This is a genomic window from Chryseobacterium sp. ERMR1:04, assembly GCF_001297705.1.
Classification (GTDB): Bacteria; Bacteroidota; Bacteroidia; order Flavobacteriales; family Weeksellaceae; genus Chryseobacterium.
Genome location: NZ_LIRF01000008.1, coordinates 939029 through 962121 on the forward strand (window position 1 = coordinate 939029; position 23093 = coordinate 962121).

The 23093-nt window shown below is 34.4% G+C and carries 20 protein-coding genes, 2 tRNA genes and 1 pseudogene; 8 read left to right on the forward strand and 15 right to left on the reverse strand.

The genetic code is table 11. The annotated features are described in order from the left end of the window. Positions 1-35 precede the first annotated feature (35 nt). From AMQ68_RS21510 to AMQ68_RS21525, 4 genes are all read left to right on the forward strand, one after another. Positions 36-758: a hypothetical protein gene (locus AMQ68_RS21510; protein ID WP_054512629.1), complete on the forward strand. Its 723-nt coding sequence runs from the start codon at positions 36-38 to the stop codon at positions 756-758. Between the two features lie 69 nt (positions 759-827). Next, positions 828-1565, forward strand: coding sequence for a hypothetical protein (locus AMQ68_RS21515; protein WP_054512630.1), 738 nt, complete (start codon positions 828-830; stop codon positions 1563-1565). Continuing rightward, a complete protein-coding gene (locus AMQ68_RS21520; RefSeq protein ID WP_123905752.1) occupies positions 1562-2659 on the forward strand; it encodes an AI-2E family transporter in 1098 nt (365 codons plus the stop codon). Before AMQ68_RS21515 ends, AMQ68_RS21520 begins: the two co-directional genes overlap by 4 nt. 18 nt (positions 2660-2677) lie before the next feature. Then, a complete protein-coding gene (locus tag AMQ68_RS21525) occupies positions 2678-2932 on the forward strand; it encodes a DUF3820 family protein (RefSeq protein WP_054512893.1) in 255 nt (84 codons plus the stop codon). Between the two features lie 57 nt (positions 2933-2989). Here AMQ68_RS21525 and uvrB read toward each other — a convergent pair whose 3' ends face one another. From uvrB to AMQ68_RS21540, 3 genes are all read right to left on the reverse strand, one after another. After that, a complete protein-coding gene (gene uvrB / locus AMQ68_RS21530) occupies positions 2990-4981 on the reverse strand; it encodes an excinuclease ABC subunit UvrB (RefSeq protein WP_054512632.1) in 1992 nt (663 codons plus the stop codon). Between the two features lie 64 nt (positions 4982-5045). Continuing rightward, positions 5046-6443 (reverse strand): M56 family metallopeptidase, encoded by a 1398-nt coding sequence (locus tag AMQ68_RS21535; RefSeq protein ID WP_054512633.1) that lies wholly within the window; start codon positions 6441-6443, stop codon positions 5046-5048. Between the two features lies 1 nt (position 6444). Continuing rightward, on the reverse strand, positions 6445-6816 hold the full coding sequence (locus AMQ68_RS21540) for a BlaI/MecI/CopY family transcriptional regulator (RefSeq protein ID WP_054512634.1): 372 nt from the start codon (positions 6814-6816) through the stop codon (positions 6445-6447). Positions 6817-6924: 108 nt separating this feature from the next. On the opposite strand from AMQ68_RS21540, the gene AMQ68_RS21545 reads away from it, so the two are divergent. Continuing rightward, complete coding sequence (locus tag AMQ68_RS21545; protein ID WP_054512635.1) at positions 6925-8142, forward strand: PQQ-dependent sugar dehydrogenase; 1218 nt, start codon at positions 6925-6927, stop codon at positions 8140-8142. Positions 8143-8190: 48 nt separating this feature from the next. Here AMQ68_RS21545 and AMQ68_RS21550 read toward each other — a convergent pair whose 3' ends face one another. The 6 genes from AMQ68_RS21550 to AMQ68_RS21575 form a co-directional block, all read right to left on the reverse strand. Further along, a complete protein-coding gene (locus AMQ68_RS21550; RefSeq protein WP_054512636.1) occupies positions 8191-10632 on the reverse strand; it encodes a TonB-dependent siderophore receptor in 2442 nt (813 codons plus the stop codon). Positions 10633-10851: 219 nt separating this feature from the next. Continuing rightward, positions 10852-12228, reverse strand: a complete 1377-nt coding sequence (locus AMQ68_RS21555; protein WP_054512637.1) for a tryptophanase — start codon at positions 12226-12228, stop codon at positions 10852-10854. Between the two features lie 86 nt (positions 12229-12314). Continuing rightward, complete coding sequence (locus tag AMQ68_RS21560; RefSeq protein WP_054512638.1) at positions 12315-12932, reverse strand: DUF502 domain-containing protein; 618 nt, start codon at positions 12930-12932, stop codon at positions 12315-12317. A 21-nt stretch (positions 12933-12953) separates the two neighbouring features. Further along, the gene (locus tag AMQ68_RS21565; protein ID WP_054512894.1) at positions 12954-13532 is read right to left on the reverse strand and encodes a tRNA-(ms[2]io[6]A)-hydroxylase; all 579 of its coding nucleotides are present in this window, start codon (positions 13530-13532) and stop codon (positions 12954-12956) included. Positions 13533-13606: 74 nt separating this feature from the next. Continuing rightward, positions 13607-14695 (reverse strand): acyltransferase family protein, encoded by a 1089-nt coding sequence (locus AMQ68_RS21570; protein WP_054512639.1) that lies wholly within the window; start codon positions 14693-14695, stop codon positions 13607-13609. Positions 14696-14809: 114 nt separating this feature from the next. Continuing rightward, the gene (locus AMQ68_RS21575; RefSeq protein ID WP_054512640.1) at positions 14810-15697 is read right to left on the reverse strand and encodes a metalloprotease; all 888 of its coding nucleotides are present in this window, start codon (positions 15695-15697) and stop codon (positions 14810-14812) included. A gap of 184 nt (positions 15698-15881) precedes the next feature. On the opposite strand from AMQ68_RS21575, the pseudogene rplU reads away from it, so the two are divergent. The 3 genes and pseudogenes from rplU to AMQ68_RS25390 form a co-directional block, all read left to right on the forward strand. Continuing rightward, a pseudogene (rplU, locus tag AMQ68_RS21580) lies at positions 15882-16262 on the forward strand (50S ribosomal protein L21); the annotation flags it as partial. Positions 16263-16291: 29 nt separating this feature from the next. Beyond that, positions 16292-16549, forward strand: coding sequence for a 50S ribosomal protein L27 (gene rpmA, locus AMQ68_RS21585; protein ID WP_034701234.1), 258 nt, complete (start codon positions 16292-16294; stop codon positions 16547-16549). A gap of 217 nt (positions 16550-16766) precedes the next feature. Further along, entirely contained in the window at positions 16767-16919 is a 153-nt protein-coding gene (locus tag AMQ68_RS25390) for a hypothetical protein (RefSeq protein WP_160318004.1), read from the forward strand. 178 nt (positions 16920-17097) lie between these two features. On the opposite strand, the gene AMQ68_RS21590 is transcribed toward AMQ68_RS25390, so the two are convergent. From AMQ68_RS21590 to AMQ68_RS21615, 6 genes are all read right to left on the reverse strand, one after another. Beyond that, positions 17098-19623, reverse strand: coding sequence for a DUF5686 family protein (locus AMQ68_RS21590; RefSeq protein ID WP_123905769.1), 2526 nt, complete (start codon positions 19621-19623; stop codon positions 17098-17100). 309 nt (positions 19624-19932) lie between these two features. Further along, positions 19933-20006 (reverse strand) — tRNA-Asn (locus AMQ68_RS21595). Positions 20007-20252: 246 nt separating this feature from the next. After that, positions 20253-20804 carry a GNAT family N-acetyltransferase gene (locus AMQ68_RS21600; RefSeq protein ID WP_198408896.1) on the reverse strand — a complete coding sequence of 184 codons (552 nt, stop codon included), beginning with the start codon at positions 20802-20804 and terminating at the stop codon, positions 20253-20255. A gap of 149 nt (positions 20805-20953) precedes the next feature. After that, positions 20954-21027 (reverse strand) — tRNA-Asn (locus AMQ68_RS21605). A gap of 81 nt (positions 21028-21108) precedes the next feature. Beyond that, positions 21109-22464 carry an RIP metalloprotease RseP gene (gene rseP / locus AMQ68_RS21610; RefSeq protein ID WP_054512642.1) on the reverse strand — a complete coding sequence of 452 codons (1356 nt, stop codon included), beginning with the start codon at positions 22462-22464 and terminating at the stop codon, positions 21109-21111. Positions 22465-22568: 104 nt separating this feature from the next. Continuing rightward, on the reverse strand, positions 22569-23009 hold the full coding sequence (locus AMQ68_RS21615) for a DUF6646 family protein (protein WP_054512643.1): 441 nt from the start codon (positions 23007-23009) through the stop codon (positions 22569-22571). Positions 23010-23093: the final 84 nt, after the last annotated feature.

Below are 23093 nucleotides of genomic sequence, written 5' to 3' on the forward strand. Positions count from 1 at the left end.
CTTATTGATGTTTACTTTTGCACAAAATATTTTTAATGCAGAACAAATATCCTCAGAAACCGGGAATTGACTTTATACTAAAACAAGCTTTTTTTTATTGGAATAAAACATTGATCTATCAATTGATGTTTTCCATCATATATTTTGCGATATTTTTTACCTCAATCTCATTCTTTGCAGCTAAGTACGGAATTTGGGAAATGAATCAGGAATTGGTAGAGGCTTTCAAAATCGGAACAAGCGAATATTTGGCAAAAACTTCTGAAATATCACAAACGGATAATTATCAAAAGTTTATGTATGGGATTTTTGGGACCATCATTTTCCTTTTTCCTCTGAATCTTGGATTATTTCAGATTTTTAAAAAAATGGATTTAAAAGAAAAAATTGTTATTGGCGATTTATTTGCGGGATATAACGGTCTTAATTTCTTTAAATATATTGGATATTATATCTTTTGGTTTTTCACGTATTTAATGGTTGCACAGACAATCATTCTTCCTGTGGTTTGGGTTTTTATTACCATTTTCGTTGCTCCGCTGATGTTTTTTACAGACAAAAGAATCTTTGAAGCTATTTCATTAAACTTTAAAGCTTTGAAAATGTATTTCTTAGAAATATTTGTTTGTATTCTTGTGGCATTCTTTTTTAAATATTTAGGTTTTGGTTTATTTTTAATTGGAGGACTGTTTACATTTCCGTTTTGGAATGCGATGATTTATTCACTTTATAAAACAGTTTTTTCAGAAAAGAGTTAAATTTTGGATTGTTTACTGTGTTTTTATCAAAATAAAGTTAAATTTGGTAAAATCATAAAATAATTAACCATGTCTGAATTTGACGAGTTTGACCAACAAGGTTCTGTTCCTAGTAAGGAAGCAGGATCCATTATTTCTCACGCTTTTGAAATGTATAAAGGGATTTTTCTCTATGCATTAGTTTCAATGATTATCTATATTATAGGAGATTTTATCCTACAATCTATTACAGGATTCAATTCTTGGAGTGGGTTTAGTGATTTTAGAGATCTGGATGGTGATTATACAAATTACGAATACTGGAGAAAGCCTGGGTTTTCATTATACTACTCATTTTCGAGTATTTTGGGAATTTTACTTTCGCCTATTTATGTTGGATTGATCTATATTGCCAATAAGTTTAATACTAAAAACGCGATAGAATTTTCAGACCTGTTTATTGGGTACCGTCAAAATGTAGGAAATATTTTGTTGTATAGTTTAGTTACATCAATCATATTAGGGGTTTCTGCTGCGATGTGTGGAATTCCGTTCTTCTTTGTTTTCCCGTTTTTCCTTTTAGGATATCCTATTCTTTTGTTTGAAAATGCAACAGCAATGGACGCTATTAGCAAGACTTTTAATATCGCAAAAGAAAATTACGGTACGTTTTTGGGAGTAGCATTATTAGGATTATTAATCAGTGTTTCGGGTCTTGTGCTGTGTTGTATTGGGATTATCCTTACGGCTCCGTTCATCATGATCGTAATGTACTCAGCATATTGTGCTTACCTGGGAAAACCGAGACAACTCATATTTAAAAAATAATAGGATTGAATAAAGATAAACAAATAAGCAGTGTGGTGATAAAGCAGGTTTCATTACTTGCTATCATTTTGGTGTTGGCGGGATTAATTTGTTTTAACCTTGCTCTTTTTATACCTTCTGTGTTGGGAGCAATTACCATTTATGTTCTTTGCCGAAAATATAATTTCTACCTGCAGGAACAAAGAAAATGGAAACCGTGGCTTTCATCATTGGTGCTGATGCTTGCGAGTTTGATTATTCTTATTTTACCTATTTATTTTATTGCCGAGCTTTTAATTGAAAAGTTTGGAAATGCGCAGGTTTATATGACGAAGTTTAATGTGTTTTTGGAAAAGATACACACGTATATTTTTTCGGAAACAGGCTTTGATATATTGAGTAAGGAAAACATGGGCAAGTTGAAAAATTCTGTAGGACAGGTTTCAACGAAAGCAGTTAGCGGGACATTTAATACGCTTACCGTAATCATGTCTATGTATTTTATTCTTTATTTCATGTTGGCTACCCCTCGTTTTTTTGAACGTATTCTTGCATCATCTGCTCCGTTGAAAAGATCTAATGTGTCTTTGATAGGGGAGAAGATGAGAAAGCTAATCATGGCCAACGCCATCGGGATTCCTGTGGTAGCTCTTGGGCAAGGTTTGGTGGCTTTAATCGGTTACTTTATTTTTGGGGCGCCCAGTCCTGTTTTACTTTTTGCATTAACTGCAGTAGGCTCAATGATTCCAATCGTGGGAGCGGCAATTGTTTATATTCCTATCTGTATTTTTATGATTGCAGAAGGAGATACCGGGCACGGACTTGGTTTGGCTGCTTACTGTTTAGTGATTGTAGGTTTAACCGATAATTTATTACGCTTTACGCTTCTTAAAAAGTTGGAAGATATTCATCCCTTAAATACCGTATTTGGAATTATCATGGGAATGAATCTGTTTGGGTTTATGGGATTGATCTTCGGACCGATTCTGATCTCTCTTACGCTTCTCCTAATCCAAGTATATAGAAATGAGTTTTCAGATGAAGATACGCCTCCGGATCTGCAGTTGTCCGATAAAGATGAAGAGCAAGACAATAAAATTGATTTAATAGTTTAAAATAAAATGGTAGAAGGAATAAACCCGGAAATATTAAAAGAGATTTGTGTAATGAAGATGCCTTTCGGGAAGCATAAAGGGGTAATTCTTGCAGATCTTCCAGTAAGTTATCTTGAATGGTTTCATAGCAAAGGAATGCCACCAGGAAAACTGGGAATGCAACTTTCAACGATTTACGAAATAAAAATAAATGGCTTAATGGATTTACTGACGCCTCTTCGAGGAGGAACGGTGAATTATGATAAGCTAAAAAATAAGACGTATAAGTTTTAGTATAAAGTTTCGGCGGCACCTTTGGTGCCGCCGAAACTATTTTATATTTAAATCAAATTAATCCTTTAAGACAGCAATTTCATCTCTAAGTTTGGCTGCTTTAATGAAATCAAGGTTTTTAGCTGCTGCTTCCATTTCTTTCTGCTTTTGAACGATCATTTTTTCAACATCTTCGCTGGCGTAGGTTGCTTTTACTTCGGCAACTTTTTGTAAGATCTGTTTTTGAGTATATTTTTCATCAGGGAAATCTTTGCTTCGGCCGACTAAATTCTCAGAGATCTTCTTATTCAAGGCAGTTGGAACCTTGTTATGGTCTTTGTTGTATTGAATTTGTTTTTCACGACGATACGCAGTTTCATCTATCGTTGCCTGCATAGATTTTGTCATTTTATCGGCATATAAAATCGCTTTACCATTAAGGTTTCTTGCAGCACGACCAACCGTCTGAATCATTGATCTTCTGCTTCTTAGCATTCCTTCTTTGTCGGCGTCTAAAATAGCAACCAACGAAACTTCTGGTAAATCTAACCCTTCTCTCAATAAGTTGACCCCAATAAGAACATCAAAAAGACCAACACGCAGATCATGCATAATCTGAATACGTTCCAAGGTTTCAACGTCTGAGTGAATATATCTTGTTCGAATTCCGAATTTTGTGAAGTATTTGGTTAATTCTTCCGCCATTTTCTTGGTTAAAGTAGTGACTAAAACCCTTTCATCAAGATCAGTTCTTTTCTGGATTTCCTCCATTAAATCATCAATCTGATTTTGGCTTGGTCTTACTTCAATTACAGGATCCAATAATCCGGTTGGGCGAATAATCTGTTCAATATAAGTACCTCCTGATTTCTCTAATTCATAATCGGCAGGGGTTGCAGAAACATAGATGACCTGATTTTGGATTGATTCATATTCTTCAAACTTCAAAGGTCTGTTGTCCATGGCTGCGGGAAGTCGGAATCCATATTCTACCAAAGCTTCTTTTCTGCTTCTGTCGCCTCCGTACATCGCATGAACCTGGGGAACGGTAACGTGACTTTCATCAATCACCATTAAATAATCTTTAGGGAAATAATCCAATAAACAGAAAGGTCTGGATCCTGGAAGTCTGCCATCCAAATAACGAGAATAATTCTCAATACCAGAACAATAGCCTAATTCTTTAATCATTTCAAGATCGAGTTCGGTTCTTTCCTGTAATCTTTTGGCTTCTAAAGGTTTTCCTATTTCGCTAAAGAAATCCACTTGTTTTACCATGTCATCCTGAATAGATTTAATGGCTCCATTCAAGGTTTCTTTGGAGGTCACAAAAAGGTTGGCAGGATAAATTTGTATTTGATCAAAACTAGCCGTCACATTTCCAGAAACAGGATCAAAGCTCTGAATTTTTTCAATCTCATCCCCAAAGAACTGAATTCTTACCGCATTGTCTGCATACGCAGGAAAGACATCAATAACGTCTCCTTTTACCCTAAATGTACCTCGTTGAAAGTCACTTAATGTTCTGGAGTATAAAGCATTAACTAAAGAGTGTAAAAGCGATGTTCTTGTTATTTTTTCTCCAATGGCAAGTGAAATTAAAGACTTGTGGAATTCTGCAGGATTTCCCACCCCATAAATACAAGATACAGAAGCTACGATCAAAACATCTCGTCTGCCGGAAAGTAAACTTGCAATGGCAGAAAGACGTAGTTTTTCAACCTCTTCATTGATGCTTAAGTCTTTTTCAATATAAGTTCCGGTTGTGGCAATGTAGGCCTCCGGTTGATAATAGTCGTAGTAACTCACAAAATACTCAACAGCATTGTCAGGAAAAAACTCTTTAAATTCCATGAAAAGCTGTGCCGCCAACGTTTTATTGTGGGCCATAACAATTGTTGGCCTTTGTACGTTTTGAACAACGTTGGCCACCGTAAATGTTTTCCCGGATCCGGTAACACCCAATAAAGTCTGATATTTCTCACCAATTTCAATTCCTTCGGTAAGTTTTTCAATGGCTACAGGTTGGTCGCCGGTTGGTTTATATTCTGATTGAAGATTAAAATTCATATATCAAATTTATGAAATAAAAAAGAGTCCTGAATCGGACTCTTGCTAAATTTATTCATAAACTCTATTGAAAGCTCATTGTTATTGGAAGTCTCATGGTGTAGCTTATTACTGTTCCGTCTTTTGTCGCGGGTTGCCATTTTGCACCTTCATTTGCTTTTAAGAAAGCTGTTTTTACTTCATTATTGAAAATTTCATTGTCGCCATTGATCATTATATGTTCAACACTTCCTTCTTTGTTAATAACGTATTCAATTTCAGTTTTTATGAACGCTTTACCTGTTGAAGGCTTCATTTTTGAAGCATCAAAAATATTCGCAATATTTTTTCTCAACTGATTAATACCTCCGGGATACTCAGGATTTATAATGTTTTCTGATGATGTAGTTGTCGCAACCGTTTCCTGTTTGGGTTGTGCAGATTCGGGAAGTGATTTTTTACTTTTCGGACGAATGGTGTCTACAGCCTGCTTTTCCTCATTTGTGTGTTTTACCTCCTTGCTTTCTAGCAACTGTTTTGTGTCTTCTACAATTTGCTGAATTGGTGTGATATTTTGTGCTTTTTTAACCTCTGCTTTTTTTGTAAGCAATGGTATTGTAGGATTTGAATCATTGGCGTACGTTTTTTGTACGAATAGTCCAAAGGCAATGACTAAGATTGGAATGCTAATCACTTTTTTCAATCCAACTAATTTTGTTTTTTTTCTGTTCATCATAATAAATCGTTTTTTGGTGTTATTAAAATTGAATGTATGCGTAAGGTTATAGTTTTGTCCAGAAATAAGTTCGTTAAGTATTAAATTTTGATAGTCTTTAATATTATAATTATTTTTCAGAACATATTCGTCGGCCAAAAACTCATGATTGGTCACCATTGCTTTTTTGTAAAAATATAGCGCAGGATTAAACCAAGTAACTATTTTCAGAATTTCAATTAATAATAGGTCGATGCTATGTTTTTGTTTTACATGTCCCTTTTCGTGCAGGAAAATTCTCGAATCTATCTCATTATTTTTGAAATAGTTTTTCCCCAGATAAATCGTTTTCCAAAAACTAAAAGGAGAAATGTTTTTATGAGTTATTTTTATTTGTTGACCTTGATAGTTGATTTCTTTTCCTTGTAAATTGTTGATTCTTGCAACAGAAATAATTGCTTTTATCAAAAGAATGCAGGTTACGATTCCATAAACTATCCAAATGATATTCATCCAGTTAAAACTTTCCTGTTGTGAGGGATGGGCCGTTAACTGATGTGTTGCTTCTTCAAAGATTAGCTGTGGATTGTTGCTGGGCTTTGGAAATTCTGTTGTGATCGTTATAAAAGGAATCACATAAGAAAATACCAGTGAAAAAATTAAATAAAATCGGTTAAACTGATGCATTTTCTCTCTTTCCAAAAACAAATAATACAAAGCAATAAGCAGTGTAGTGCATAAAATTATTTTTAGAATAATCGGGATCATGTTATTCGTCTATTTGTTTGTCAATAATTTCGCGAAGTTCTTTCAGTTGGCTTTGAGACAATTCTGCGTTTTTTGTAAAAAAAGAGGCAAACTGTGTCACCGAACTATTGAAAAAACGGTCAATCATAGAAGTCATTTCTTCCTTGAAATATTCCCCTTTGGCTACTTTTGGATAGTACTCACGGGAATTTCCATATAATGTGTATCCTACCAGATCTTTGTTCTGCATTCTCTTCAACAGAGTAGCAACCGTTGTTGTAGCTGGTTTAGGCTCAGGATAAATATCTAAAATTTCTTTCATGAAAGCTTTTTCTTTTTCCCAAAGAATTTCCATGAGGTCTTTTTCAGAATCTGTTAATTTTATTTCGTTCATATTCTACAGTGTTACATCTCGCTCTACAAATGTAGAATAAAAAATTAAATTCACAAATTTTTATGGCACTATTTTTCCATTTCTTTGATTATCACTAATTGTAATACTATGAAAATCAATAAATATTATGTGCCAGCTTTAAGTTTGTTTTTACTATTGTCGTCGTGTAAAAAGAATAATGCGAATGCGCAGCAAATAAGTAAAGACGGAAGTGTAGAAACAGAAAAGCCAAATTCTAATTATAAACCCGCATTTGTAGGGCAAACAAGAATAAAGGCTGTAAAAACTTCAACGGCATATAGTGTCGAAATCCTCAGTAAAGATCTTGGAAAACCTTGGGGAATCATCAACTTACCGGATGGCAAATTTTTAATTACTGATAAAAGAGGCTATATAAATGTGGTTTCAACGGATGGAAAGCAAGTTTCTAAAATTGAAGGATTTCCAAAAGTAGATTCAAAAGGGCAGGGCGGAATGCTTGATGTGGCGCTTGACCCGGATTTTAAAACCAATATGATCATTTATTTTAGTTTTTCTGAGCCTTTTGGTGATGGGAATTTAACTTCTGTGGCTAAAGGAAAACTTTCGGCAGATTTAAAAAACATCTCCGAAGTAAAAGTAATTTTCCGTGCGGAACCTTCTTATGATGGAGATAAGCATTACGGAAGCAGATTGGCTTTTGATAAAGACGGAAATTTGTTTGTAAGTATAGGAGAAAGATCGGATAAACAGACAAGAGTGTATGCTCAAAAAACAGATAATTATTTAGGTAAAATTTTAAAAATAACAAAAGATGGTAAGCCTGCTCCAGGAAATCCATTCATTGGAAAGGCTGGATTCAAGCCTGAGATTTATGCGTATGGAGTGAGGAATCCTCAAGGAATGGCGATTGATCCTAATGGAAATTTATGGGATGTAGAAATGGGACCGCGAGGTGGAGACGAGATTAATTTAATCAAACCCGGAAAAAATTATGGTTGGGGAGATGTTACCTACGGAATTGAATATTCAGGTGAAAAAGTAGGAAAGGGAATTACTCAAAAAGAAGGAACCGAGCAACCTGTATATTATTGGGATCCTGTGATCTCACCAAGTGGCGTTACTTTCTATACCGGAAATATGGAGGAATGGAAAGGCAACCTGATCATCGGTTGTTTAAGTGGTGAACATATTAACAGAATTGTGATGAAAGATAATAAAGTAGTAGGAGAGGAGCGTCTTTTAGCAGATCAGAAAGAAAGATTCAGAGATGTGTTAGATGGCTCAGATGGAAATCTTTATGCGGTAACAGATAGTGGTAAACTCTATAAAATTTCAAAAAAATAAAAACATAATGCTTCTGATTTTCAGAAGCATTATTGCTTAAAATATATATTAAAATCTGAAATTAAATCTTGCAAAGGCTTGTCTTCCTGCGAATCCCATTTGTACAGGGTCGAAAATACCTCCAGATTCGGTATCTCCATCAGAAACAGCCGCTTTTTGTAATGTTGGATATCGGTTGAATAGATTCTTACTTCCAATGGTTAAGCTTACATTTTTAGTGAAATCATACCCGAAAGATAGATCGGTGGTAACTCGAGGATTGTAGATCTGGAAATCGTCCGCACCTCCGTAGCCTATTAATGTTACTTTGTCAAATCTTACCAACTGAAGATTGGCATTGAAGCCTTTTATTTTATAATTTAAATTTAGGTTGATCTTGGTTTTAGGAGCAGAAGCCAATATAAAAGCTCTTTCTCTTGGGCTTATATAAATGTCTTCTTTTCCGGCTAATAATGGAGAAGTGTGTACTTTTGTAATTTCCATTTCATTATAATTTCCGGCGAGTGTTGCCGTTAATTTTCCTTTGCCCAAGTTTTCATTGTAATTAAGAATAATATCTACCCCTTTTGTACGGGTATCAATAGCATTAGAAAAAAATTGAGCCTGGTCAATAAAAGGATATTCGTCTTGTGCTTCTTGTGGAAGATCTGCTTTTGCAAAATTACCAGTTAACACAATTCTGTCTTTTACCTTGATGTAATATCCGTCAATTGTAGCGGTGAATTTTCCTGCATTAAAGGTAAATCCGGCACTTCCGTTCAACGACGTTTCTTGTTTTAATTGAGGGATTCCTGCTGCTTTCGCTAAATTACTGTCATTAGAAGGAAGCTGGATGGTTACTAATTGGCCTCCTTGGAAATTGGTATATTGTAAACTATAATATTTCTGTGCTAATGAAGGAGCTCTGAAGCCTGTGGAAGCAGAACCTCTGAATGCCAATTGAGGCGTAATGGCATATCTTGTTGCAATTTTTCCGTTAATGGTACTTCCAAAATCATTGTAATTTTCAAATCTTCCGGCGATACTGATCATCCATTTTTTGGTAATATCCAGTTCGGTGTCTACGTAAGCAGCAAAATTATTCCTGCTTTTATTGACCTCCTGAGAATATCCAGGGAATCCTTGTGAGCCACCGGGTCTATATCGTAATGGAGAGGAGCTTGGAACAGTTACCAAAAGACTTGGATCTGTGTTTTGGGTAACAATGTTTCCATTGATGTCATACATCGCATAAGAGCCTTCTTCCCCTTTGATAACATTAAATTTTTCATACCTGAACTCAGATCCGAAAGCAATATTTAATCCTTCTAGAACATCAAAATGTTTTGAAGCGTTAAAACCTGTGGTATTTTGTAAAAGTGCATGTCCTCCTGCATTAAAACTTGTCGGTGAATTTACCCCTAAAGTAGCATTAATGGTATTATCGATCTGATACGTAAATCTATTGCTGCCAAAAGCATTGTAGAAATCTACATCCCAATCGGCGACTTTAAATTTTAAGCCATTATCAAACGTAAAATCTGTGATGCTCGTATTCTGAATAGGATTAAAACCGTTAGGATAAACTTCAGGCACGTTTCCGTCTGCATCCGCAGTTCTTGTCCATGCATAAGAATTTGTTCTTCGTTGAGAAAAGCCTTGGCGGGAATAGAATTTTAGCCCATCAGATAAAGGAACTTCTATGTTTCCGAAGAAATAAACGTTCTGAGATTTAGCATCCCCAAAGCGTTGTCTTGGAGCGGTATAGAATTCAGGATTTGCATTTCTGATAGAATGTTCTTTATTGATAAATTCTAAGGTAAAATTTCCGAATCCTCCCTTTGATCCTATTTTAGTTCCTAGATTTCCACTAAAATCAAATGTAATTCCATCTATTTTTCGATCTGATACAACATCTTTGTTTCCTGGACTCTTAAAAAGATTCATTCCGTAGAAAGCATTGCCTTCAAAACCTTTGTTGCGGTCGTTTAGAATTACATTAATCACCCCTGCGATAGCATCAGAACCATATTGCGCGGCAGCGCCATCACGAAGAACTTCTATTCTTTTTATGGCTCCGATCGGAATGGTATTCATATCCGATCCTGTGTTTCCTCTTCCTTTTGTTCCGAAAAGATTGATCAATGATGATTGGTGGTACCTCTTACCATTTAATAAAAGTAAAGTTTGATCAGGACCTAGGCCTCTTAAGGTTGCAGGGTCTACAGCATCAGCTCCATCTGATCCGGATTGTTTATTAGAATTGAAAGAAGGTGCGGCGAACTGTAAAAGTTGGTTAACTTCTACTTGTCCTGTGGCTTGACTGACTTGCTTAATGTCGATGATATCAATAGGAACAGGCGTATTGGTTACTGTTCTTTTTTTGTTTCGACTTCCTGTAATCGCAACTTCCTCTATTTTAGCTTCTTTAGAAATAGTGTCTTTAATTTCCTGAGCATAAAAGAAAGCTGATGCGCCAAGAAAAAAGGCACTCACATATCTTTTTCTCATATTTGATGATTGGTAATTATTTCAAATGTATTGATTTTTGTTTTTAAAACGCTATTAAAAAGCAATATATTTTAATAATTCACTAATCAAGTATTGGTTTTGATGATTATTAGTAAAATTTAAATAATTATAAATGTTTGGTAGGTAATATTTAAGTTGATGGAATTTGTTTTTCTCTATGAAATAAAAAAAACCGAGAATAAATCTCGGTTTTCATTTTTATGCTTCTTCCAGTTGTACGGTGAAGTGTCTTAAAAGCTCTGGTTCCCATGTTATTTTGTAACCTTTTGCAATTTCATCACGTCTTTCGTAAACGTTTTTGATTGCGGCTGCAATATAATCCATGTGATTATTTGTATACGTTCTTCTAGGAATTGCTAAACGAACCAATTCTAGTTTAGGATAACGGTTTTCTCTTGTTTGAGGATCTCTGTCTGCCAATAAAGTTCCGATTTCCACGGTTCTGATTCCGGCTTCTTTATAGATCTCAAGTCCTAAAGTCTGTGCAGGGAATTCTGAACGGTCAACATTAGGTAAGAAATTTAAAGAATCAATAAAAACTGCGTGTCCACCGATGGGTTTCTGAACAGGAATTCCGTATTCAATTAATTTGTGACCAAGATATTCAACCTGAGAAATTCTGCCTTCCAAATAAGCAAATTCTGTTGCTTCATCAAGACCTACTGCTAAAGCTGCCATATCTCTTCCAGCCATACCACCATAGGTAATAAAACCTTCGTAGATAATGGTGAAGCTAGATGCTTTTCTGAAAATTTCTTCGCTATTTAACGCAATAAATCCTCCGATGTTTACCAGCCCGTCTTTTTTAGAACTCATCGTCATTCCGTCTCCGTAAGAGAAAACTTCTTTACAGATGTCTTTAATCGTTCTATTTTCTTGCCCTTTCTCTCTCTTTTTGATGAAATAAGCATTTTCTGCGAATCTTGCTGAGTCGAAGAAAACAGGAATTCCATATTGATTAGAAAGTTCTCTTACTGCTTTCATATTTTCCAGAGAAACCGGCTGCCCTCCTGAAGAGTTACATGTAATGGTAACTAAACAGAAAGGAATTTTTTCTTTTGGATGACTTTTATAAACTTCTTCCAGTTTTTCAAGATCAATATTTCCTTTGAATGGATGTAGATTATTAATATCAAAAGCTTCATCAATCGTACAGTCGATTGCGTGTGCTTTTCTTAATTCGATGTGTCCTTTTGTTGTGTCAAAGTGAGAGTTTCCTGGAACTACATCACCATCTTTTACTAATACTGAAAACAAAACGTTCTCAGCAGCTCTTCCTTGGTGTGTAGGTAAAAGATATTTGAAACCTGTGATATCCTGTACAGTTTGATGTAATTGTTCGAATGAACGAGAACCTGCATAACTTTCGTCTCCTGTCATCAACGCTCCCCATTGTCTGTCAGACATTGCTCCTGTTCCTGAATCTGTTAAAAGATCAATGTAAACCTGCGAAGATTTTAGATTAAATAAATTATAGTTAGCATCTTTAAGCCACTGCTCTCTTTCTTCTTTGGTTGATTGACGGATTTCTTCAATCATCTTAATGCGGAAAGGTTCCGCGTACGGTAAATTCATGATATTTTATATTAGATTGTTTGTAAAGAAAATTTGTTTGAAATAAATTCAAATTCATCAAGTATATTTAAAAAAGTAAAAGAAGCTTACTCTGGAGCTTTAAATATATTATCGTCTGAATGGAAGCCTGCTACACCACCACTTACAGCAAATTTCATTGCCGAAGCCGCAGTCATTCCCACTACAGGTTTGATGTTTTTTTCTTCAGTCACAATTACCCAACCGGAAATAGCGTACGAATGTGGAAGATAAACGGCAACATAATTATGTTTGTCTACATCTTCCATTTCTTTTTGCGTTAAAAATCCGATTCTCCAGATCTCTGGGTTTTCATTGGTTTTTACCCAAACAGGATCATTGAATTTCTTTTTGTCTCCTACAAATGAAGACATTACGTCTTTTGTAGGGGTGTAAATATGTTTTACGCCGGGAGTTTTCTCTAGTAAACGATCTACCAGATCGAAAAAGAATTTTCCGACAACAAATTTATTCCCTAAAAATCCTAGAAGAGCAGTAATTAAAATCGTTGAGATAAAAACCAACCCCGGAATTTCTTTGGCAACCGACGGAATAATATTGTCAACCGAGGTGATAACATACCAAATCACAAAAATGGTAAGTCCGATAGGGCCAATAATGACCAATCCCTGAAAGAAATTTTTCAGAAAGAAATTGGTTATATTCTCGAAAGTGAATTTTTTCAACGTCTGTTTACTGTATTTATTTTAACCGTGTATTGTTTCTTTGTTTCCGTATGATTTGATGATATTGGCTTCATATTCCAGCCATTCTTCCCAACGTTTGTTTACTTTTTCAGGATCTCCCAATTGTCTTGCAAACCCAATGAAAGTAGTATAATGATTGGCTTCTGAGATCATGAGTTCTCTGTAGAAAACAATCAACTCTTCATCTTTAATATTTTCAGTAAGCACTTTGAACCTTTCACAGCTTCTCGCTTCAATCATGGCAGCGAAAAGTAATTTGTCAACAATAAGATCTTCCCTTGTTCCCTGAACGACAAATTTAGCCAATTCATTGACATAATCATCCTTTCTTGCCTTTCCGAAAACAAATCCTCTTTTCTTAATAAATTCATGAACCTGACTAAAATGGTCAAGCTCTTCCTGAGCGATGGCAATAAGTTCCGTTATAATTTCTGGATGTTCAGGAAGCATATTGATCAAGCTAATAGCATTTGTTGTCGCTTTCTGTTCACACCAAGCATGGTCGGTCAAAATTTCTCCGAGGTTTCCTTCTGCAATATTAGCCCATCTTGGGTCGGTAAGAAGTTTCAACTTAAACATATTCTGAATTTTCTGTAAAATTAAAATAAATTGCGATAAGAAATATGATTTTATTTGAAATTGATAGCAGATAACTATGAAGCTGTCTTTTTTCTTAGAAATTCTAATATACGCCATCCAAAATTATCAACTTTCTTCAATCCTGTTGAAATTATAAAAGCTAAAATTATATTAATAGCATAAATTAAGACCATCAAAATCCACCAAGGCATGTTTTCTTTCAATGGAACCACCAGAAAATAGACCAAAGACGAGCTGATTCCCTGAGCAAAATAGAAAAAGATGGCATTTTTCCCAATGTAAGTAATAAAGCTTTCTTTCGTGATTTTTAATCTGTTGTAAAAGACGAATAGGGTAGTCAAAGAAAATAAAGTCCATATGATATAAGGAATCTTGGGAGGGAATTTGTTTTTATTGATTTGATAAAAGATCTCAGTTCCATAATACCAAAACATCCAGGCTAGTGCAGCAGCAACAATTCCGTAAAGAACGGGAATCATTTTAGTCGGAACTTTTTTACCTCGCATTCTGTTCGCGATTAAGAAAATCGCCATATAAAATGCTACATAACCAACTTGTCCTGTAGGATAAAACCATGGGAATATATTAAATAGTAAAGTCAGAGCAATACAAATTCCGATGAACCAATTGATATGCTTTGGGAAAAATCTTAAAATTAAAACGCCGAAAACGGTTAGAATAAAATATACTTTTAAATACCAAAAACTTCCCATCACAACAGGGAAAGTATCTGCGTTTGTATATTGATGAAGATACCAATTTCCTAAGTTTTGCCATTGCGGTTCCATTGAAATACTCGTGGTGGCATATTTTGAACCGAATGTTGAATAAAATTTCTGTAACCATTCTAAAGAGAAAAAGTTGAGTCCAAAAACTTTAAAAAAGTAATCAAGGAAAAATAAAAATGTTACGAAGATCATGTAGGTGATCTGTAGTTTTAATAGCCTGTAAAGTGTTTTTTCAATATTATTACCAGATGTAATTCCACTTAAAGCGTAAAATAGAGCAACATCAAAAACTAAAGAAAATACCCTTACCTCCGTAGGAATATAAAATTGTCCGGACCAGAAAGCGGTATGAATAAATATAATGGAAAGCGTTGCTAATCCTTTTGCAAAATCAATGTAGAGGTCTCTATTCATGAGTATATTATGATGAAGGTCAAAATTAATTAAAGTTTGGGGATTTTTTATATAAATAAAAGGAGGTAAAACGAATCGTTTACCTCCTTTATTAAATATACTAAAAATGAATGTTTACTTAAGTTGCTTAAATTCTTCTGCTGAAATTTCTCCAGACTGAATTTTTCTTAATTCATCCACATATTGACTCATGTAAGCGTCAATTTCAGGATTTCTGGTATTTTTTGCCTGTTTGTAAGTTCCATTTAAAACTCCTTGATAATAATAGAAGAAGTTATAATCGAAATCGGCAGCTGTAAGATTGTATTGCCCTAAAAGGAAGCCTAAACGAACGGCAGATCTTCTTTGTGGTGGGGTTCCGTGATGGCCAGGACTTGTGGTTTGATTGTCTCCGATGCTTTGTGCAAATTCATAAGCGGCAGCAATTTGGGTGAAATCTGTTTTGTTATAACCGTTTGGTCTTCTTAAATAATATCCGGCAAAACCATCAGCTTCTAATTCGTTTGGTCGTGCCGTAGATTCACTTACAGAAGGTAAATTATAACGGTATTGAAGTTGGTGCCCATATTCATGAGCAAGGATCATGGCGTTTACGATGTCGCCACCTTTTGCTTTTGCATCATAAAAAATGGCGTATCCATAGTAGATTTTTCCATTGGAATACGAAATTGCATTGTACGTTGAGTTAGGATTTGATGCATCATCAACAAATCTGAAGGTAAGGCTGGTTCCTCCCCAAAGACTGATGATGTTGGACATTTGTGCATTCATGAAATTGGTTTCTGCTGTTGTTTTAAGGGTTGTTTTTAAAACAGCGGTAGAGCTCCAGTTCTGATCTACATAGGAACATTGCTTTTGCAAATCTCCGGGTTGATCAATTTTTAAATTTTCTGTTTGAGATTCAGGAAGAACGGTTTCTTCCATTTTGTCGTCGTTACATGCTGTCAATGAGAATGCAGCAATTGCCCCTGCTAGTAAGCAGAAATTAAAGTTTCTTTTCATGTCAAATTTTTTTTTGGTGAAAACGAAGGTATAAAATAATCTGTTATGAACGTGTATTTTACCATTGAAAATTATTCAATACATAGTGAAATGTTTATTGGTTGAAAAAGATTGTTCTGGTTGTTAGTTAATTGGAAATTAATTCTTATATTTGCACCTCGAATTAACTAAAAATTTATAAACAATGTTTGCAATTGTAGAAATAGCAGGGCTTCAATATAAAGTTGAGCAAGACCAGAAGTTGTTTGTGAACCGTTTGAAAGGAGAAAAAGGAGATAAAGTATCTTTCGATAAAATTCTTCTTACTGTAAATGGTTCTATCACTGTTGGCGCCCCAGCTGTAAGCGGTATCGTAGTAGATGCTGAAATCTTAGACCACGTAAAGGCTGATAAAGTAATCATTTTCAAGAAGAAAAGAAGAAAAGGTTACCAAGTTAAAAATGGTCACAGACAATCTTTAACTCAAATTCAAATCACTGGTATTACTGGTTTTGATGGAGCTAAAAAAGCAGAAAAGCCTGCTAAGAAAACAACTAAAAAAGCTGACGCTGCTGAAAGCGCAGAATAATTTAAACCAAAAAACCTTAAAATAAAATGGCACATAAGAAAGGAGTTGGTAGTTCCAAAAACGGTAGAGAATCTCATTCTAAAAGACTAGGTGTGAAGATTTTCGGAGGACAAGAAGCTATTGCCGGTAATATTATTATCAGACAAAGAGGTACTCAACACCACCCAGGTACTAACGTGGGAATGGGTAAAGACCACACTTTATTTGCTCTAGTAGACGGTAAAGTAGTTTTCAGAAAGAAAGCAAACAACAGATCTTTTGTATCTGTAGAACCAAACGCATAATTATTTAAGCGTTTTATACAAGTTAAAAGTCTCAACGATAGTTGAGACTTTTTTTGTGCCTATTATTTAAATTGGAATTTATTAAATTAATATTCCTTTGTTTGTGAAATATTTTTATATTTGTAAACAATCAAATAACAATCTCTTCGCGGAAGCCGAAAAGCAAATAGAGTAGGCGCACAAATTAAAACAAAATATTATGAAAAATTTGAAAAAATTGACAAACAAGAATTTGAAAGACATCAATGGTGGTGCAGATTCAAGATGTCCTCCTTTAGCAAACTGGTGTGCTGAATGGTGTGCTTGGACTGCATGGCAAAAAGCACATTGTCTAAATGCTGTTCTTGATCAATGTGATACTTGTTCTTAGAAATAAGTTTTATAAGAATAACTTCCTCAACTATGTAGTTGAGGTTTTTTTATTAAAAAAAATAGAATGTTAATACTAGTATTTCAGAGAGTTAAGTTGTAGTTTCATAAAAAAACAGCCAATATTTAATAGAGTATAATAAGCTAGATTTAAATAAAAAATGCAAAAAGTTTATATTTTAAAATCCTACCTGGAACCCCGCTTTGATACCAAATTTAGAAATATCAGGTCTGTTGAGATAATTTCCTCTCCAGTTGAAATCAACTCTGAAAATTCTTAAGTTTCCAAAACCAATATTTTCAATTCCGACACCATATTCATAATAAATTTGCTGATCAGGCGCTGAATATTTGAATCCTTCAACATTGATGCTTTTTGAAGCATCGCTTAATGTTCCGTATGCTCCTCTTATAAAGGCAACTTCTCTCAGTTTTAACTTTTTAATTAAAGGAATGAATGAAAGGATCTTTCCATTAAAATGATGCTCTAAATGAAGTGTAGTATAAGTGTCTGCAACGAATTCATAATAATTAAGCTGCGCAAACGTATTTCCTACCAAGCTGTAAGATTGGTTACCCGGAATAACATTTTGTAATGCTAATGGAACGGTATTGAAATTTTTACCCGCCTCAAAATTAATTAATGTTTTACCCCAGCTTCCAATCAGGACAGGCTTGTAAAACATGAATTGAAGCTTGTTGTAATTGAAATCTGCATTAAATAGACCTTCGATACCTCTTGTATATTTTAAAACGATTGTTGGGGCTAAAGTTCCATGCTCGTATCTGTCGATACCGGTTTGTGAAAACTTAGCACCGGGTCTTGCGATTAAACTAATGGTAACATGTGAATCATTAACTGTTTTTCTTAGATCACCATTTCTGTAATACATTAAATTAAATCCTTCAGGGTTGGCAGATTTAATACTTTGCATGGTTCCGTCTACTCTGATCTGGAAGTTTTTCCATGGTTCAATAGACGTGAATATATTGGTTTGATTTAATGAACTCAGTGATGCGTTTTCTCCTCGTGCAAAAACGGTTGATGAAGCAAATGAACGAGCCATAATACCATCATCGGTTGTTAATTGTACCCCAAGTTGCAAAATATCTCTTCTGTTTCCTCCTCCGATCATGAAACGATTCACTCTGTTAAACATATATCGGCCTTCAACTCCATATTTAACTTGATGGTCTTTAAATCCGTAAGCGGTATAAAACTGAACTCTCCAAGGGTCATTTTGAGTGAAATAAGATCTGGCTCCTAATCGTATTCTGTCGCCTTCTACTTCATTTTTTCCGTAAATGGAGAATATTGGACCTATATCGATTCCTTTTGTGACGTTATAATATCCGGAGCCTAATGTTTCGTATATTTTTACAATTCGGTTGAATTTGGGAGTCTTTTGAAGTTTCTCCAACATTTCATAAACACCTTGTTCGCTTTTAGATAAAGAATCAGGTCTGGCCTTCAACCAGTAAGCATCATCTTTGTCTACGAATTTACTGTCATATTCTTCTTCCTTTCGAACAAAGACTTTGTCTTCAAGTGGTTTATTAAATTCATATTCAGAATAATCTACAGATCTTCTGGCAATGATACTTTTAGATGTTTTCTTTTTGGCAAAAGGGGTCATTTCAATTTCCGTGACAAACTTTTTAGGTAAAAAAGTGTTCTCATCAGGATTATCATATTCCAACTCGGTTGAAATAGCGTTAATGAAATTGACGTTGATTTTTTGCGTTGATTTTAAAGTAGCTCCTAAAACAGCATAACTGTCGGTGTCAATATAAAGATATCCCTGAAAGGCTAAAACCTCCGTTCTCTTGGGTTGATACCTGATTTTATAAGCGTTTTCTCCATGGATGGCAATGGTATCAACAAGGTTGTAGTCGTAAGTACTGAAACCGCTTTCTCCAACAGGACTTGGAAATCCAATATCGAAATAATTTAAAGTGTTATCATAAATATTAATATCACGATAAAGGTTTTTTGCCGTTAAAGTAATAATTTGATTATCCTGAAAACCAGATGTTTTTTGGGCAATTAAAAGTCTTTTTGTTTTCTTCCCAGGTTTGTTTTCGCCATAGTTTTCATATATAGCTTCGTTTAAGAATACGGGAAGTGCCATTTTTCCACTTGCGGTAGAGTCTGCGTAATCAAAAATAAAATCAAGTTTATTAAAGATTTTTCGCTTCATGAAAGTGCTGTCCAGATTGTTGGCGTCAAACTGAATCTTTTCATATTCTTTATAAGTATAGGTGTCAAACTTGTCTAAGCCGTTATTTCTTTTTCTTTTCCACACCTCCTGCATAATAGCGTAAGCAGGATTTTCCTTTTTATTCTTGTACTTTGGTTTTTCGTTATGAATAACAACTTCCTGAATACTTTCTACTTTTTCCTGAGATAATTTTACAAAAAGATTGTTGGCATTTTCTGCGGTAATATCTACGCTTTCCAATGCATAATTCTTTCTTAAGAATTTTAATTTATAGATAATGCTATCTGACTGTATGCTAAAATTCCCTGTATTGGTCGTTAAAGTAGGTTTATCGCTATCATTAATGAAAATATCTACACCACTAATTTCTTTGTTTGTTGTTGCATCTAAGATTTTACCACTTGCGGAGTTTTGTGCAGATATAAGACCTGTAAAAAATAGGAAAAAAGAGAGAAAGTAATATTTGGAATTATTAATTGGCATTTGTTGTTTCTTCAAGCATTTAGCATAAACAAAAAGTATGCTGCTTATTTATAAAATATTAAAATTTAAAAAGATTTCCGTAAATAAATACAAAACGACAAAGGTAACAAAAATAACACCATCATTTTGATGGTGTTATAGATATTAATTTGTTAAAATGATAAAGTTTTAAATAATTTATTTCTGACGTTATTGAAAATGCGTTTTTACGCTCTATCCTTTTTTCAAGAAATGTGAATTAATGTAAAATATCTTGTATATAGACATAAAAAAAGAGTTACAAAATATTTGTAACTCTTCAAGCTTTCGCTCCTCCTCTTGGGCTCGAACCAAGGACCCTCTGATTAACAGTCAGATGCTCTAACCAACTGAGCTAAGGAGGAATTTTCCTTTGTTTTGGTGATGCAAATATAATATGAATATTGATATGAAGCAAGTGTTTAAAGCAAATTATAGAGAAAAAATGATTTTTTTTTAAATGACTTGGTGGTGGGAAAAATTTGATGTTTTTATCTGTCTATTTTTCAATGTTTTGAAGTTTTAACTGAAGGTGTGATGTTAAAACAAAAAAATGAAAATATTTTTCAATTTTGCTCAAAAGTAATTTTGAGAAGCTATCTTTTGGTTAATTAAACTTGAAAAACGACCAGTTGAAATGTTTCATTCTGGTAATTAAAAGGAGTTAGAGTAGTCATTCCTAAACCTTGTATATGAACTGCAAGAGAATGTGGATTTTTATCATTTATGAAAGCCGCTCCTAAATCGTACTCTTTTTTAGTGAAATCCTTCACGGCAGCAAATAGTTTTTTCAAAATTCCTTTTCCTCTCCAATTGAAATTTATTAAAACAGGTCCGTAGATAAAAACTCGATATTCTGTTAATGGTTTATGATTGAATATCTGATTAGGGAAGCTTTCATACATCGCTTTTACCACAGGATGTCCCGGTAGAGGATTAGTTGAGGCAAGACATACGAACCCCGCTAGTTTATCATCTTCAATAGCAACGAGAACGCCTAGGTTTTTATTGATGCCATCCAATGTCTCTTCAGTCATGCTGGAGACCACGAATCCCTCTTTCTTTTCTTGTTCTGTTAACTGATCCGGAGTATTGGCATTTTGTAGTTCAATGATTGCCTTGTAGTCCTTAGGTTCAGCTTGTCTTATCGTAATTGAGCTCATTGTTTCATCTATTTATATAAAGTTAGTCTTTATAGGACTAAATGAAATAAGCCAGTTTACAATTCTTTATTAAATTATGGAAAATAGAAGTTGAATTGTATGCAATAAAAAAGAGTTACAAAATATTTTGTAACTCTTTTTAGCTTTCGCTCCTCCTCTTGGGCTCGAACCAAGGACCCTCTGATTAACAGTCAGATGCTCTAACCAACTGAGCTAAGGAGGAATGTCCTTATTTTTAAGTGGTGCAAATATAGGACGAATATTTATACCAGACAAATGTTTTTAAAAAATATTTTAAATATTTCTATAATTTTCCTGTGAACACTTTAAAGATATCACTTCCAAAGATTAGTAACATTAAGCCTAACAAGAAGATAACACCAATCATCTGTGCGTTTTCTAACACTTTTTGCGGTACTGGTTTTCCTACAATAATTTCATATAAAGTAAAGATTACATGTCCACCATCCAATCCTGGGATAGGAATTAAGTTCAAAAATGCCAACCAAATAGAAAACATAGCTGTAAAGCTCCAGAAAGCAGGCCAGTTGATTGCGATGCTTCCGTCAGCAGATTTATCTACAGGCATATTCTTAACGATTGCAATGGGTCCTCCTACATTTTTATATCCTTGTACTTTAGAATTAAACATGATCTTGAATTGCTTAACCTGCATGGTTAATGCTTCAATAGTTCTTGTAAATCCTCTAGGAATAGATTCTCCGAAAGAATATTGTTTAGTGGTAACAATTGATTTAGCCAGATTTTTCGTTGAAAGCTGTACGCCTAATTTTCCGTTTGCATCAACAGGAACAGTAGGGATTGTTTGAACAGCTCCGTTTCTTTCAACATCAACAGAAATCGTCTTTCCTTTATTTTGATTTAAAAGAGCACTTACCTGATCAAAGAATGAAACTTTTTGACCATTAATCCCAACAACTTTATCACCAGAAGCTAATCCTGATGCTTTAGATGAAGGAGTTGCCAAAGAATCGATAACCATTGGCATTCTTGGGCCGATGTATAATTTTGCTTCTCTTTGTTTAAGAACTTCTGCAACGCCCTCAGTATTTACAGGGAAAGTAACTTCTTTACCGTTTCTTAATACGGTTACGTTATCACCTAAAAGAATATTAATAGAGGCATTTTCTAGTCTTTCATTAGGTTTTCCGTCAATGCTGACAATTTTATCACCATTTTCAAAGCCCATTTTTCTACCAGCTTCTGTTACTTCTATACCGTTTTCGAATTTTGTAAGATCTGTATACGTTTCTCCGTTAAAAAGAGAAAGACAGCTATAAATTAGCCAAGCCAAGAAAAAGTTTACCGTAACTCCACCCAACATGATGATTAATCTCTGCCAAGCCGGTTTTGCTCTGAATTCCCAAGGTTGAGCCGGTTGCTTCAATTGCTCAGTATCCATGCTTTCATCTACCATTCCGGCAATTTTCACATATCCTCCGAAAGGAAGCCATCCTATACCGTATTCTGTTTCACCGATTTTTTTCTTTGCTATTGAGAACCATGGATCAAAAAACAGATAGAATTTTTCTACCTTGGTTTTAAAGTATTTTGCGGGTAAAAAGTGTCCAAGCTCATGAAGAACCACTAAAATAGAGATGCTTAAGATAAACTGGAAAATCTTGATTGCTAATTCCATTAATAAAATTTAGATTTAATTTGCAAAGGTAACAATTATCAAAACTATGCCAAACAAAAAAGCCCCTCGAAACGAGAAGCTTTGTCATATATTAAGACTAATTTCTACAAATTGATAGAAACTCCGAGACTGCCATTGTTTCCTACTTCTGCAAATACTCCGATTTTCTCTGTGAAAAAGTATCTTGCTCCGATATGAGCGCCAATTCCAAAGTCTTTTCCAAGAACTCCCAAATTTACACCGGGATAGATGTCTAATTTCTCTGGTAAATCTAGCGCTTCACGAAGGTGAAAATTCAATCTTCCGAAAATAAAAACACGGTTGTCTTTGTCATTATCTTTATATCCTCCGAAATAAGCATTCGCTCCTGCTCCTACAGATATTAATTTATTTAAACCATAGTCATAAGTTCCTGTAACTCCCGTTCCATATCCCCAAGCATTAAGACCAAGCTGTACTTTTTGATCTCCTTTTCCTGTCCAGGCTTGTGCATTAGCAGTAGCTCCCCAGAAGATTAACATAAACATAAAAACCAATTTTTTCATAAATTATAAATTTGTCGTGTTAGTATTAAAAGAAATAAGACCATCAAAAATAAAACCGAAATCAATTAAAAACTGTATTTTTAT

Bases quoted from the DNA above. Each gene is read 5' to 3' on its own strand.
- AMQ68_RS21575 (WP_054512640.1), bottom strand. From the start codon at position 15,697: ATGAAAAGAAACTTTAATTTCTGCTTACTAGCAGGGGCAATTGCTGCA.
- AMQ68_RS21615 (WP_054512643.1), bottom strand. From the start codon at position 23,009: ATGAAAAAATTGGTTTTTATGTTTATGTTAATCTTCTGGGGAGCTACT.
- AMQ68_RS21535 (WP_054512633.1), bottom strand. From the start codon at position 6,443: ATGATCCCGATTATTCTAAAAATAATTTTATGCACTACACTGCTTATT.
- AMQ68_RS21565 (WP_054512894.1), bottom strand. From the start codon at position 13,532: ATGTTTAAGTTGAAACTTCTTACCGACCCAAGATGGGCTAATATTGCA.
- AMQ68_RS21570 (WP_054512639.1), bottom strand. From the start codon at position 14,695: ATGAATAGAGACCTCTACATTGATTTTGCAAAAGGATTAGCAACGCTT.
- AMQ68_RS21540 (WP_054512634.1), bottom strand. From the start codon at position 6,816: ATGAACGAAATAAAATTAACAGATTCTGAAAAAGACCTCATGGAAATT.
- rpmA (WP_034701234.1), top strand. From the start codon at position 16,292: ATGGCACATAAGAAAGGAGTTGGTAGTTCCAAAAACGGTAGAGAATCT.
- AMQ68_RS21600 (WP_198408896.1), bottom strand. From the start codon at position 20,804: ATGAGCTCAATTACGATAAGACAAGCTGAACCTAAGGACTACAAGGCA.
- uvrB (WP_054512632.1), bottom strand. From the start codon at position 4,981: ATGAATTTTAATCTTCAATCAGAATATAAACCAACCGGCGACCAACCT.
- AMQ68_RS21555 (WP_054512637.1), bottom strand. From the start codon at position 12,228: ATGAATTTACCGTACGCGGAACCTTTCCGCATTAAGATGATTGAAGAA.
- AMQ68_RS21515 (WP_054512630.1), top strand. From the start codon at position 828: ATGTCTGAATTTGACGAGTTTGACCAACAAGGTTCTGTTCCTAGTAAG.
- AMQ68_RS21590 (WP_123905769.1), bottom strand. From the start codon at position 19,623: ATGCCAATTAATAATTCCAAATATTACTTTCTCTCTTTTTTCCTATTT.
- rseP (WP_054512642.1), bottom strand. From the start codon at position 22,464: ATGGAATTAGCAATCAAGATTTTCCAGTTTATCTTAAGCATCTCTATT.
- AMQ68_RS21545 (WP_054512635.1), top strand. From the start codon at position 6,925: ATGAAAATCAATAAATATTATGTGCCAGCTTTAAGTTTGTTTTTACTA.
- AMQ68_RS21550 (WP_054512636.1), bottom strand. From the start codon at position 10,632: ATGAGAAAAAGATATGTGAGTGCCTTTTTTCTTGGCGCATCAGCTTTC.
- AMQ68_RS21510 (WP_054512629.1), top strand. From the start codon at position 36: ATGCAGAACAAATATCCTCAGAAACCGGGAATTGACTTTATACTAAAA.